Annotated in this window: 15 protein-coding genes; 10 read left to right on the top strand and 5 right to left on the bottom strand. The window is 65.4% G+C overall.

What is annotated here, in order from left to right; translation table 11 throughout:
- The first annotated feature begins 19 nt into the window (after window positions 1–19).
- Entirely contained in the window at window positions 20–508 is a 489-nt protein-coding gene (locus E6N53_RS20405; protein WP_142861242.1) for a winged helix-turn-helix domain-containing protein, read from the top strand.
- Window positions 509–522: 14 nt separating this feature from the next.
- Here the strand turns inward: E6N53_RS20405 and glmU are convergent, their stop codons facing one another.
- Window positions 523–1,725 (bottom strand): bifunctional sugar-1-phosphate nucleotidylyltransferase/acetyltransferase, encoded by a 1,203-nt coding sequence (glmU, locus tag E6N53_RS20410; protein WP_136591691.1) that lies wholly within the window; start codon window positions 1,723–1,725, stop codon window positions 523–525.
- A gap of 164 nt (window positions 1,726–1,889) precedes the next feature.
- Entirely contained in the window at window positions 1,890–2,075 is a 186-nt protein-coding gene (locus tag E6N53_RS20415; protein ID WP_136591690.1) for a hypothetical protein, read from the bottom strand.
- 235 nt (window positions 2,076–2,310) lie between these two features.
- Here E6N53_RS20415 and E6N53_RS20420 point away from each other — a divergent pair, with 235 nt between their 5' ends.
- From E6N53_RS20420 to E6N53_RS20430, 3 genes are all read left to right on the top strand, one after another.
- The gene (locus tag E6N53_RS20420) at window positions 2,311–2,709 is read left to right on the top strand and encodes a universal stress protein (protein ID WP_142861243.1); all 399 of its coding nucleotides are present in this window, start codon (window positions 2,311–2,313) and stop codon (window positions 2,707–2,709) included.
- 95 nt (window positions 2,710–2,804) lie between these two features.
- On the top strand, window positions 2,805–3,308 hold the full coding sequence (locus tag E6N53_RS20425; RefSeq protein WP_142861244.1) for a metallophosphoesterase: 504 nt from the start codon (window positions 2,805–2,807) through the stop codon (window positions 3,306–3,308).
- Between the two features lie 100 nt (window positions 3,309–3,408).
- Complete coding sequence (locus E6N53_RS20430) at window positions 3,409–4,983, top strand: ArnT family glycosyltransferase (RefSeq protein ID WP_142861245.1); 1,575 nt, start codon at window positions 3,409–3,411, stop codon at window positions 4,981–4,983.
- Window positions 4,984–5,018: 35 nt separating this feature from the next.
- Here E6N53_RS20430 and E6N53_RS20435 read toward each other — a convergent pair whose 3' ends face one another.
- Window positions 5,019–5,867: an eIF2B alpha/beta/delta subunit family protein gene (locus tag E6N53_RS20435; RefSeq protein ID WP_142861246.1), complete on the bottom strand. Its 849-nt coding sequence runs from the start codon at window positions 5,865–5,867 to the stop codon at window positions 5,019–5,021.
- Between the two features lie 163 nt (window positions 5,868–6,030).
- Here E6N53_RS20435 and E6N53_RS20440 point away from each other — a divergent pair, with 163 nt between their 5' ends.
- The 5 genes from E6N53_RS20440 to E6N53_RS20460 all read left to right on the top strand — a co-directional run bounded on the left by E6N53_RS20440 (window position 6,031) and on the right by E6N53_RS20460 (window position 8,443).
- Window positions 6,031–6,438 (top strand): DUF7344 domain-containing protein, encoded by a 408-nt coding sequence (locus E6N53_RS20440; protein WP_136602676.1) that lies wholly within the window; start codon window positions 6,031–6,033, stop codon window positions 6,436–6,438.
- A gap of 105 nt (window positions 6,439–6,543) precedes the next feature.
- A complete protein-coding gene (locus E6N53_RS20445; protein ID WP_136591684.1) occupies window positions 6,544–7,197 on the top strand; it encodes an RNA ligase partner protein in 654 nt (217 codons plus the stop codon).
- Between the two features lie 106 nt (window positions 7,198–7,303).
- Window positions 7,304–7,660 (top strand): DUF7344 domain-containing protein, encoded by a 357-nt coding sequence (locus E6N53_RS20450; RefSeq protein ID WP_142861247.1) that lies wholly within the window; start codon window positions 7,304–7,306, stop codon window positions 7,658–7,660.
- A 51-nt stretch (window positions 7,661–7,711) separates the two neighbouring features.
- Window positions 7,712–8,026 carry a HalOD1 output domain-containing protein gene (locus tag E6N53_RS20455; protein WP_142861248.1) on the top strand — a complete coding sequence of 105 codons (315 nt, stop codon included), beginning with the start codon at window positions 7,712–7,714 and terminating at the stop codon, window positions 8,024–8,026.
- A 117-nt stretch (window positions 8,027–8,143) separates the two neighbouring features.
- Complete coding sequence (locus E6N53_RS20460) at window positions 8,144–8,443, top strand: HalOD1 output domain-containing protein (protein WP_136591681.1); 300 nt, start codon at window positions 8,144–8,146, stop codon at window positions 8,441–8,443.
- A 27-nt stretch (window positions 8,444–8,470) separates the two neighbouring features.
- On the opposite strand, the gene E6N53_RS20465 is transcribed toward E6N53_RS20460, so the two are convergent.
- Window positions 8,471–8,941 (bottom strand): high-potential iron-sulfur protein, encoded by a 471-nt coding sequence (locus E6N53_RS20465; protein ID WP_136602672.1) that lies wholly within the window; start codon window positions 8,939–8,941, stop codon window positions 8,471–8,473.
- A 99-nt stretch (window positions 8,942–9,040) separates the two neighbouring features.
- Window positions 9,041–10,267, bottom strand: coding sequence for an RNA-guided endonuclease InsQ/TnpB family protein (locus E6N53_RS20470; protein ID WP_142861249.1), 1,227 nt, complete (start codon window positions 10,265–10,267; stop codon window positions 9,041–9,043).
- A 169-nt stretch (window positions 10,268–10,436) separates the two neighbouring features.
- On the opposite strand from E6N53_RS20470, the gene E6N53_RS20475 reads away from it, so the two are divergent.
- Window positions 10,437–11,044, top strand: a 608-nt coding sequence (locus tag E6N53_RS20475) for an IS6 family transposase (RefSeq protein WP_142861250.1), incomplete at its 3' end; no start/stop codon positions are given.

Consider the following 11,044-nt stretch of genomic DNA (forward strand, 5'->3'; position numbering starts at 1 on the left):
CACGACACTCACACGAACGATGGTGTTCGGCGACCCTGGTGAGACGCTCGACCTCGGGGGGGAGGGCGGGGCGGACGCAGCGGCGGTCCTCGACGCGCTTGGTGACGCGGTCTCGCGGGAGATCCTCACCGCCGCGGCGGGCACGCCCGTCACCGTCGAGGACCTCGCGATGGTGTGTGACGTCTCCGAATCGACGGTGTACCGCCGGCTCGACCGGCTGAACACCCTCGGGCTCGTCGAACGGTGTAACCCGCTCGTCTCGGAGACGAAGGGCGCGTACCGGACGACGATGCGCGGGCTCTACGTCGCCGTCGACGACTCCGGTATCGCCGTCGAAGCCGACGAGTTGACCACGGACGCGCTCGCGGCGGCCATGCGGCTCGTCATCGACGCGGTGGACGTCCGCCGACTCAGCTACGACCGTGACGATCGGACGGTGGACCTCACGCTCTCGCTCGCCGACGGCGACTTCGAGACGTTCCTCAAACTGTACGCGGACAACGCCTGACGCGCCCGCCCGGTCTACTTGTCGCGTGTGACGACCTCGCCCGGCCCCACCGTCGCGCCTTCGGAGAGGACGACCCCGGCGTTCAGCGACGCGTTGATTCCTGTCTTGACGCCGTCGCCGATGACGACGCCCAGCTTCCGCCGTCCCGTCGAGACGCGCTCGCCCTTCACGGTGAGCTTCACGTCCGCCCCGTCGTGTCTGAGGTTCGCCACTTTCGTCCCGGCACCGAAGTTGACGTCGCGCCCGAGTACCGAGTCGCCCACGTACGAGAGGTGACCGACTGTCGCACCCTCCATGAGAATCGAGTTCTTCACCTCGACGCCGTGGCCCACCTTGCCCCCCTCTCCGACGACGGTCGCCCCCCTGACGTAGGCGTTCGGACCGACGGTCGCGCCCGCCCGGACGAGCGCCGGTCCCTCGACGACGACGCCCGACCGGACCGTCGCCCCCTCCTCGACGACGACCGGTCCCTCGAGGATGGCGTCCTCGTGGACCTCACCTTCGACGCGCCCGTCGAGGTCGCCCAGTTTCCACTCGGTCGCCGCGAGCAACTCCCACGGTCGGCCGACGTCGAGCCACCGCTCGAAGGTGACGGCGCTGACCGCGAACTCGCTGCAGGTCCGCTCTAAGACGTCCGTGAGTTCGAGTTCACCCCGTTCGGACTCCCCCACCTCGAGCCACGACTGGGCCTCGGCCGGGAAGTGGTACGCGCCGGTGTTGATGCGGTTCGACGGTGGCTCGGCGGGCTTTTCGATGACACCCGTCACGCGGACCGCGTCCGCCTCCTCGCTCCCGTCGGTGATGAGCACGCCGTACGACGAGGGATTTTCGACCCGATAGGAGCCGACGGCGGGCCCCGACTCGTACAGCCGCCGCAGCGAGGGCGTGTCGTAGAGCGCGTCGCCGTTGAGTACGACGAACGGGCCGTCCGCGAGCGCCTCCGACGCGACGCGGACGGCGTCTGCGGTCCCGCGCTGTTCTGCCTGCACGACGAACGTCACGGGGACGTCTCGATACGTCTCGCCGAAGTACGACCGGACGTCGTCGGCCTCGTATCCGACGACGACCACGAGGTGCGAAGCGCCGGCGTCGACGGCGGTGTCGACGGTGTGGGCGACCAGTGGGCGGTCGCCGACGGGGAGCATCGGTTTCGGCCGCGAGGCGGTCAGCGGTCGCATCCGTGTTCCCTGCCCGGCGGCGAGTACGACTGTCTGCATACATCGACCGAGTGTCGAGAGAGGTAATCAGTGTGGGGGCAACCCCCGCCGCTTGCGGGCGGACACCGTGTCGGCCGACCGCGCGGTGTCACGGGCGGGGCTGGCGGCCGAGCGTCGCGTTCGAGAACGAGTGTGTAGTGTGTCGTCGTGCGGTGAGGGTCGCCTCAGACGACTGCGCCGAGGGCGACGGCCAGGGCGCGGTCGTACGACTCGTGTTCGATGAGCGCCCACGCCTGGCTCGCCGTCGCCGACGAGATGCTGCGGGACGCTTGCAGACCGGCCACGATGGAGGGAACCTCCGTCGCGTACCACGCCTGTGAGCGGTCGAGTGGTGCTTCGAGGGCGCTCACGGTGCGCCTCCGGCCGTCGTGGTCGTCGTCGTGGTTGCGGGTCTGTGTGTCACGTCACTCGTAGGTGAGCGGGGAGAATAGTTACGACCCTGATAAACATCCAGTATTTCAGATTCGAGTGAATTAACGACGGAGAAACGACACACACGACGGGGCCGCAGTGGCCCGGTCTCCGTCCGGCCGCTGACAGCGACCCGACACGCATACGTGGGGTGGTCGCGTAGTTCACCGCGAGATGTACCACATCGTGATGGCAGTCGACAAGAGCGAAGAGCGCGCCGTCGCCGAAGCCGACGCCGTCCTCGGGCTGCCGCGTGACCCGAGCGACGTCCACGTGACCATCCTGCACGACTTCACCAACAACCCATCGGGGGCCTCCGTGACGCAGGTGTCGTCCGTCCGACGAGCACAGGACAAACTCGAGGAGGCCGGGGTCGAGGTCGACCTCACCGAGTCCAGCGGCGACCCCGCCGAGGCCATCATCTCGGCGGCCGACGAGGTCGACGCCGACATGATCGTTCTCGCCGCGCGCAAGCGGACCCCGACGGGGAAGGTCCTCTTCGGGAGCGTCACCCAGACGGTGCTTCTCGGCACCGACCGGCCGGTCCTCGTCTGTGGCGAGGGCAAAAAGTAGTCGACCGGCCCCGCTCTCCGACGCCCGTGTCCGACCCGAGAGCACTCCACCCGCGGTGGGCCACGGTTTTCCCGTCCCGCGCCGAACCCCACGCTATGCGACTCGGTGTCATCTCGGACACGCACGACAACGTCGAGGCGATCGAACGCGCCGTCGCGGTCTTCGAACGGGAGGGCTGTGACACGCTCGTCCACTGCGGCGACTTCATCGCGCCGCCGGTCTTGCCGTTCTTCGAGGGGTTCGAGGTCCACGGCGTCCTCGGGAACAACGACGGCGAACTCGACGGACTCGAAGCCGGATTCCGCGCACTGGGGAACGGGAGCGAACTCCACGGCCGCCGTGCGGCCCTCGAGTTCGACGGGGTCTCGGTGGGCGTCCTCCACGGGGAGTCGCGCGACGACGTGGACGACCTCGCCGCCTCGGGGCGGTACGACCTCGTCTGCTACGGCCACCACCACGAGCGCGACGAACGGGCGGTCGAGGGGTGCACCGTTCTCAACCCCGGCGCGCACTTTCCGACCGTGCCCGACGAACACCGGACGGTCGCGACCTACGACACCGATTCGGGTGACGTGACGTTCTACGACCTTCCCCGGTGAGCGTCGGCGAGACCCCCGTGCTCGCCGCTCGTATCGGACCCACTATCGTATTAACTATCCAATACTTATATGCTGGGCGAAACGACTTATCGTGATAACTATGCAACAGTACCGGACCGACCGGTCACCCCTCGTCGAACTCCTCGACGAACTCCGCTCGTTCGAGGGGCAGTCGCTCCTGTTCGCGACGGTGTTCGTGCTGGTGGGCGTCGGCCTCCCGCTCCTGTACGCGGACCAACCGCTTCACATCGACGAGACGATCTTCATCGTCATCGGGCAGGCACTCGCCGAGGGGGCCGAACTCTACACCGGCGTGATCGACCACAAACCGCCCGGCGTGTTCTACGTCGCGTCGGCCATCTCGGCACTCGGGTTCGAGACGTATCTGGCGTTTCGTGCGGTGACGGCACTCGTCGTCGTCGTGACGGGGCTGTTGGTCTTCCGTCTGGGGACGATGCTGTACGACGAGCCGACCGGGATGGTCGCGAGCGTTCTCTTCCTCGTCGCGACGTATCTGCCGCACTTCGACGGCTTCTTCTTCCTGACCGAACCGTACGCGGTCTGTTGCACCGTCGTCGCGGCCACGCTGTTTCTCACCGCAGAGCGCGTCCGGTCCCACGTCGGCGTGGGCGTCACCCTCGGCATCGGCGTCCTGTTCAATCAGATCGTCTTCCTCTTCGGCGCGGCCATCCTCGCGTTCGCGACGCTCCGCCTCTGGCTGCTGACAGACCGGTCCCGTGTCGAGTTCGCCCGCACGGGGTCACACGTCGTCGCCATCGGGGTCGGCTTCCTCGCCGTCGTCGGGGCCGCGATGGTCTCCTTCGCGAGCACCGGCGCGCTCGCCGAGTTCCTGACCTACGCGTTCGTCGTTCCGCTCACGCGATACGATCCGCCGTTCCTCGTCACGGGACACGTGTACATGGCGCTCTCGCTCCTCCCGGTCTGGCTGGTCGCGGTCGGCATGGTCGTGCGGACGCTCGTCCGCCTCCGCGCGCGACGCGTCGACGAGGCGACGCTCTTCGTCGCACTCTGGGCGGCGTTCATCGCGTACCCGGGCCTCACCCAGTACGGCGGCGACCACAAGATGCTCTTTACGTTCCCCGCGGTCGCGCTCCTGACTGCCGTGGCGCTGCGGCTCGGCTGGCGTTCCGCGGCGGTTCGGTCGCGGGTCGGCTCGCTGGTCGCTCGCGCTCGTGGCCGGCCGGACGTCTCGGTCTCCGTCCGGACGCTCGTCACCGTGCTTCTCGTCGGCGGCCTGGTCGTCTCGGCGGTCGGCTTCAACGTGGTGTACGGCGCGCACCTCGTCGACGACAACATCGCCGAGCAGCGAGCAGCGGTCCAACAGATCGACCAGTACGTCGAGGGCCCCGTCTACGCGTTTCCCTTCTTCTGGCAGGTGGTGTACTTCGCGGACGACGTCTCCCTCCCGAACACGTACGTCGGCGGTGTCTACACCGACGGCCTCGCCCGGACCGTCGTCGACCACCTGGACGAGGAACGTGTCGCGTACGTCGTCGTCCCTGCGGGCCACGTCACCGACTCGGGAGACGTTCGGGGCAATCGGTTCTTCCGCGACACGGACACGCAGGTCGCCACCTACATCGAGACGCACTACGAGCCCGTCACGGAGACTGACGAGTACGTGGTCTACCGGCGACAGGGCGACGGGGCGTGAGGTCGGAGCCGTCGGTGCCGTCGGTGTCGTGCGAATCAGACCGCGAGAAAGCCCGACTCGGTGACGACGGTGTCGACGAGTTCCAGCGGCGTGGCGTCGTACGCGGGGTTCTCGACGGTGAACCCCTCCGCTGGCTCGGCGAGTACCTCGCTCGGCGAGCGCTGGTCGTTCTCGAAGGCGAACCCCTCGTCGACGATCTTTCTGCTGGCGGCGACGACCGTCACGGGGCGGTCGAGGACGGACGCGACCGCACAGAGCGGGAACGTCCCGATTCGGTTGTAGTACGTCTCCTCGACGATGCAGTTCATCCCGAGGAGGACGCGGTCGGCCTCCCGGGCGAAGTGCCCCGCCGCGCTGTCGGTGACGAGGTGTGGGTCGACGCCGTCCCAGGTGGCGAGTTCGCGGACGGTCAGCCGACCGATGTATCGTGGCCGGGTCTCGGTGACGTAGACGGTGAACTCCTTGCCGCTGTCGATGCCGCGTCGCAGGGTCTCCATCACCGTCGTCGAGTTCTCGTGGGTGAGGATGGTCTCGCCGTCTTCGAGGCGCTCGGCGGCGTTCGCCGCGGCCTCGTGCTTCGAGCGCTCGATGGTGTCGACCTCGCGGTCGATGGTCTCGCGGAGGAGTTGCTTGGCCTCCGCGACCGTGTCGCCCTTCCCGACCACGTCTCTGATGGTCTCTTGCATCGCCGTGTGCAACAGCGCGTGCGAGAGGTTCGACCGGCGGAGCGCCCCCGCGTTCCGTTCGAGGTCGCGCTCGAACTCCTCGATGCCGACGTACTCCCGGTCGAGGAGTTCCTCCAGGGCCAGCGTCGCGTCCACGGCCACCGTCGACTCGCTGTGGGTCCGCATCTCGCGGATGCGCGCGATGGTCTCGTCAATCATGGGCAAACGGGGGGCCCCCGGGTGCAAAGAGGTTCCGTCGACTGACTATCTCGCCGACTTTCCCGGGGACCGTTCCGACCGGCTCCCCCCGTCAATACAAAAGGGTCATGATATGACAAGCAGTCGTATTAGGCCGTTTCCGTCGCTACTCGCGCGTGAAACGATGGACTGCGACGACGCCGGGCGTATCGCGCGACGCGTCGCCGGCCACCCGTACCGCCGTCTCCTCCTGTCGGTGCTCGACAGCCAGACCGCGCCGGTGTCCCTGCGCGAACTCTCGCGAACCGTCCTGGCGCGCGACCGGACCGGTGTCACTCCCCCCTCGAGCACTGACACCACGCTGCCCGCCGACGCCGAGCCGAGCACCGTCGAGACGATGGCCGCACAGCTCCACCACGTCCACCTCCCACGGCTCACCGCGGCCGGACTCGTCGAGTACGACGCGGCCGCGGGCGTCGTCACCGACTGGTGTCACCCGGCGGTCGGCGACCGCTGGGTCACCGCCCCGCCCATCGACCGGCTGGCACAGCGCATCGCCGACGCGCGCTCGGGGTCGTTGCGCGCCGACTGACTCGGCGCTCGACGGCGCACACCCGGCTGACTCCCGTCCGGTGGCGAGTCCGCACACGCCAGGCGAGCGGGAAGGGCTTTGTCCCCCCGTGCGTGTACCATCGGTATGACGGAGAGTCCGCTCAAACAACGGTTCGTCCTCGACACCTCGCTGTTCCTCTCCGACGAGATTCGTCGCGACGGCGAAGACCTCGATTCGGCTCTCTCGCGGCTGCTCGACAGTGTCGCGACCGCGAAGCTCCGCCACAACATCTCCTGTTACACGCCGCCCTCGGTCGCCGACGAGCTGGCGGCGATGCTCGCCTCGCGCGACGTCTCCGAGGCGACGCGCGCGAAGCTGAACACGTGGGTCATCAGAAAGAGCCCCGCCCGCCTCGAACTCGTCGTCCCCGCCGAACTCGTCTACCGGTTCGTCGACGAACTCGAAGACCGGGTCGACCGCGGGCTCCGGGTCTCGGAGAAAGCCGTCCGTCGGGCCGAACAGTCTGCGGGCGACGCCGCCGACGAGGGGGGACGAACCGCGGTCGACCGCGTCATCTCCGACCTCCGCGACGAGTACCGCACCACCCTCCGACAGGGCGTCATCGACTCCCGGGAGGACTTCGACCTCCTCCTCCTCGCGCGGGAACTCGACGCCGGCGTCGTCACCGAGGACACGGGTATCATCTCGTGGGCCGACGACTTCGGTCTCCGCTACCTCCGGGGTCGAGAGTTCCCCGCGCTCCTCGACGAGTACATCCGCGCCGGCGAGGAGCGATGACCCGCTCTCAGAGTTCCCCTCGCGAGACGTGACACACACTGTCCTTGATATATCAAGGGAAGCGGTTAGCTCGTGCGCGTCCGTACTGTGCGCTCGAGGCATCACCATGGCAGACGATCACGTCAGGCGGGCGGCGGCGGACGTCCTCCGGAACCCCCACCGCCGATACATCCTCGCGCACCTCAACGGGCAGCAGAAGCCACTCACTGTCCGTCGATTGGCGGAGGCCATCGTCGAGTGGGAGCGCGCATCCACGGCGGACACGGATACGACGCCTGACGGGCAGAGCGTCGACGAGGTGATGGTCCGCCTCCACCACGAACACCTCCCGTATCTGGCCCAGCAAGGGGTCCTCTCGTACGACTGGCGACACCGGGAGATCGCCGACTGGCGGCACCCGAACCTCGGCGAGGAGTGGGTGTCGTCGTTCCCGGTCGAACGACTGTACGAAGTCGTCGAGTAGCCAGCCCACGACCGTGGCTGTCAGCCACGACCCGACCGTGTACACGGCCCCATGACGAACCCTGACGACGACCCGAGCGACGGACAGACCGCCGCCGAGACGCATCGGTACGACCGCGACACGGCGGAGCCGTGCAGTCACGTCGTCGTGAACGCGGTGGCGGACGCGCTGGAGCTGTCGCCACTCGACCTCGAACCACTGTATCACCACGTCGACCCGGAGGCACTGGACGCACTCGTCGACCGGTCGCTCGGGGCGAGCGTCGCCGAGAACACTCTCGTCGGGTTCGACTTCGCCGACTGCCGCGTCGAGGTGAGTCCTGTCGACGTCCGGGTCGTCACCGACGAGGGCGTGTCGTCGGAGTAGCACCACACGACCGCCGGGGCCGCGAGAGATACGCTCATAATCCGGGGTGTCGTATCGAGGGTACGCCCGACACGATGACGACACAGACGCTCGCCCCGTTCCGGACCTCAGCCCACGATGGACTCACACGATAGTAGCAACACCGGGCCGACAGACGGTCCCGACGACCACGTCCACTCGGTCCGGCTCGAGGCGGGTGACCCCGTCGCGATGAGCATCGTCTACGCCGTCGCGAACGCGCTCGGACGCCAGCCACTCGACCTCGAACCGCTCTCGACGCAGGTCGACCCCGAGGCGCTCGAGACGCTCCTCGGCGGGCCCGTCGGGGAGCGCGACGGCCTCAGCGTCTCCTTCTCGTTCGCGGGCTGTGCCGTCGTCGTCACGCCGACGCGAATCGCTGTCGACCCCGGCGAGTGACCGGAAGAACCGCGGACACGGTGGTGTTCACCCCTCGTACTCGACGTAGCTCGAACACCACGCCTCCGGCTCGATCTTCCCCTCGACGACGGCACAGGCTCCGAGGCCGTCGTCGTTCTTGTCGGGGATGTAGAACCGACAGCTCGTACACTGCTGGCCGTCTTTCGGTTCCGACTGGTACAGCACGGCCTCCTTCGTCGCGACGCTGTCGGGGCTGCGCTCGGTGCCGTCCTTTGCTGCCGCCGTGACGTACTCGTCGGGGACCGGTCCGAGCCCCTGGTCAGACTGCTCCTGGTCTCCGCCCCCGCTCCCGTCTTCGGTGCTGTCACCGTCTCCACCGCCGTTTTCCCCGCCCCCGTCGCTGCCGCCACCGGCTCCGCCGCCGTTCCCACTGTCACCACTCCCGCCGCCGCCCGAACACCCGGCGACACCGACGACCGCTGCCGTTCCGGCGAGCTGGAGGAACCGACGTCTCGAATCTGGTGCTTGACGTGCCATACCAAAAGCCACGGCCGGAGTCGACATGCCCCCCACGCTGGTTCCTCGCTGGCGGGAACCACCCAAGCAGGTAAGTACGAGTGGTGAATCGCCTCGGGGTCAAGCCCCGAGGCTTCCCGTTTCTACGACGCGCTTTGCAGATACCGAAGTGGTGTCCGTAGGGAGCGCAGTCTCCACGGGCGTTGATTCGGGCCATCCCAGCCCTAATTCAGAAAAACCGCGTTGCAAGACGTTCAACGAAGCGTTCGCGTCACGGTCACACTCAAACCCACACGCAGGGCACGAATGTTCACGCACCCAGATAGGTTTCGCCGTCTCCACACCACACGAAGCGCACTCTTTCGTCGTGCCCCGAGCATCAACCTGAACGACGTGCGTACCGTACAGGTCGCCCTTGTACTCAAGGAGCGTGATGAATTGGCGCCACGCTACGTCCTGCTTGTTGCGAGCGTTCCCGTCGCCCTGAAGCATGCTCTGAACGTTCAGGTCTTCCACGAACACAGCATCGTACTCCTTGACGAGCCACGTTGTGAGTTTGTGCTGGTAGTCCAGTACCGTCCGACGAATCCGACGTTTGACCTTCGCTACTTTGACTCGTTGTTTCTCATAGTTGTTCGAGCCTTTCTCCTTGCGAGACAACTTCCGTTGTTCTCGTCGGAGTCTCTCGTACTCGTCTTCGAGGTCGGGCCAATTAACGGTCTTCCCATCGCTCGTGTGGATGTAGTTGAGGATGCCGAGGTCAATACCCACGCTGTTGCTCGTATCGAGCCACCCCACATCGGGTTTCTCGGGTAAGTCAGCGTCGTCGGTTTCGAGTCCGAAGGAGACGAACCATTCGCCAGTCGTCTCTTTCTTGATGGTTACTTCCTTAATGTCTGCTTCGTCGGGGATTTCTCGGTGGTGTCGAATACGAATATCTCCGACTTTGGAGAGTTCTAACGTTGCGTGTCGGCCACTCGTGTTTTTGAGTTCGAAACCGGACTGCGAATACGTCATACTCTGGTACTCGGTGGGAGACTTCCACTTGAGTTTCCCAACCTTGTGCCCGTTCTGCTTTTTGTCGGAGAGGTTTGAAAGGTTCTGATAGAACCGGGTGACGGTTCGTTGTAGAGCCTTGGAGTTCACTTCGGAGAAAACGGGAAACTCTTCTTTCCAGCCGGGGAGTCGGTAGTGGTGTTTGTACGCTGACCCGATGTTGTCGGCGTCAACGTTCTCGTATTCGTATCGTGTGTAGTTGTACGCTTGGCGATGAACGTCGATATGGTATTCCAGTTCAGCCGCTACCTCTTGTGTCGGGTAAGCGTGGTAGCGGTGACTGTATTCCATCGCTATCTAATGGTTAGAGGTGTGTTGAGTTAATGATTTGTTCCACAGAGTGTCGGATTCAACCCCGAGGTCGAGCCTCGGGGCATTCTCCTTGTACCTATGTAAATAGTGGGGTGGCTACACAGGTCGTGTTAAGTTAGGAATGAGGCGGTCAATTTCTAAGTTGTCTATGCCCGAAATCGACCGCCTCAGCGAACATACCGAATGGATTGACTTGGAATTTGTGGAGCGACAGCGGACACCCGAGTTCGCGATTCAAGTGGGTATTCAACTCCATCTTGCAGGATTGTCGCTCTCGAATACCAAACAGTATCTTGAGAGGTTGGGTGTCAAGCGAAGTCGAACCGCCATTCACGACTGGGTGCAGAAAGCCGATCTACAGCCCGACAGCGATGTGAGTCCGAATCAAATCGCGGTTGACGAAACCGTGATTCGCGTCAACGGCCAGCGCCACTGGCTGTACGCTGCGGTCGACCCCGACACGAACAAATTCCTCCACATGCGGCTGTTTCAGACGTGTACAACGCAACTCACCGTGCTGTTTCTCCGTGAGCTTCGCGAGAAACAGCAGCTCACCGACGTCACATTCTTGATCGATGCTGCGGCTCATTTGAAAGCCGCGCTCAACCGACTCGGCCTCCGATTTCGTGTGAACCGCCATGGAAATCGCAACAGCGTCGAACGTATCTTTCGTGAGATAAAACGACGAACTTCTTCGTTCTCAAATACGTTCTCAAACACACGACTGCCGACCGCGGAGTCGTGGCTCAACGCCTT

This window comes from Salinigranum halophilum, from assembly GCF_007004735.1.
Lineage (GTDB): Archaea > Halobacteriota > Halobacteria > Halobacteriales > Haloferacaceae > Salinigranum > Salinigranum halophilum.

Coding starts and splice junctions, on each gene's coding strand:
- E6N53_RS20405 (WP_142861242.1), top strand. CDS start 20: ATGGTGTTCGGCGACCCTGGTGAGACGCTCGACCTCGGGGGGGAGGGC.
- glmU (WP_136591691.1), bottom strand. CDS start 1,725: ATGCAGACAGTCGTACTCGCCGCCGGGCAGGGAACACGGATGCGACCG.
- E6N53_RS20420 (WP_142861243.1), top strand. CDS start 2,311: ATGTACCACATCGTGATGGCAGTCGACAAGAGCGAAGAGCGCGCCGTC.
- E6N53_RS20425 (WP_142861244.1), top strand. CDS start 2,805: ATGCGACTCGGTGTCATCTCGGACACGCACGACAACGTCGAGGCGATC.
- E6N53_RS20430 (WP_142861245.1), top strand. CDS start 3,409: ATGCAACAGTACCGGACCGACCGGTCACCCCTCGTCGAACTCCTCGAC.
- E6N53_RS20435 (WP_142861246.1), bottom strand. CDS start 5,867: ATGATTGACGAGACCATCGCGCGCATCCGCGAGATGCGGACCCACAGC.
- E6N53_RS20440 (WP_136602676.1), top strand. CDS start 6,031: ATGGACTGCGACGACGCCGGGCGTATCGCGCGACGCGTCGCCGGCCAC.
- E6N53_RS20445 (WP_136591684.1), top strand. CDS start 6,544: ATGACGGAGAGTCCGCTCAAACAACGGTTCGTCCTCGACACCTCGCTG.
- E6N53_RS20450 (WP_142861247.1), top strand. CDS start 7,304: ATGGCAGACGATCACGTCAGGCGGGCGGCGGCGGACGTCCTCCGGAAC.
- E6N53_RS20455 (WP_142861248.1), top strand. CDS start 7,712: ATGACGAACCCTGACGACGACCCGAGCGACGGACAGACCGCCGCCGAG.
- E6N53_RS20460 (WP_136591681.1), top strand. CDS start 8,144: ATGGACTCACACGATAGTAGCAACACCGGGCCGACAGACGGTCCCGAC.
- E6N53_RS20465 (WP_136602672.1), bottom strand. CDS start 8,941: ATGGCACGTCAAGCACCAGATTCGAGACGTCGGTTCCTCCAGCTCGCC.
- E6N53_RS20470 (WP_142861249.1), bottom strand. CDS start 10,267: ATGGAATACAGTCACCGCTACCACGCTTACCCGACACAAGAGGTAGCG.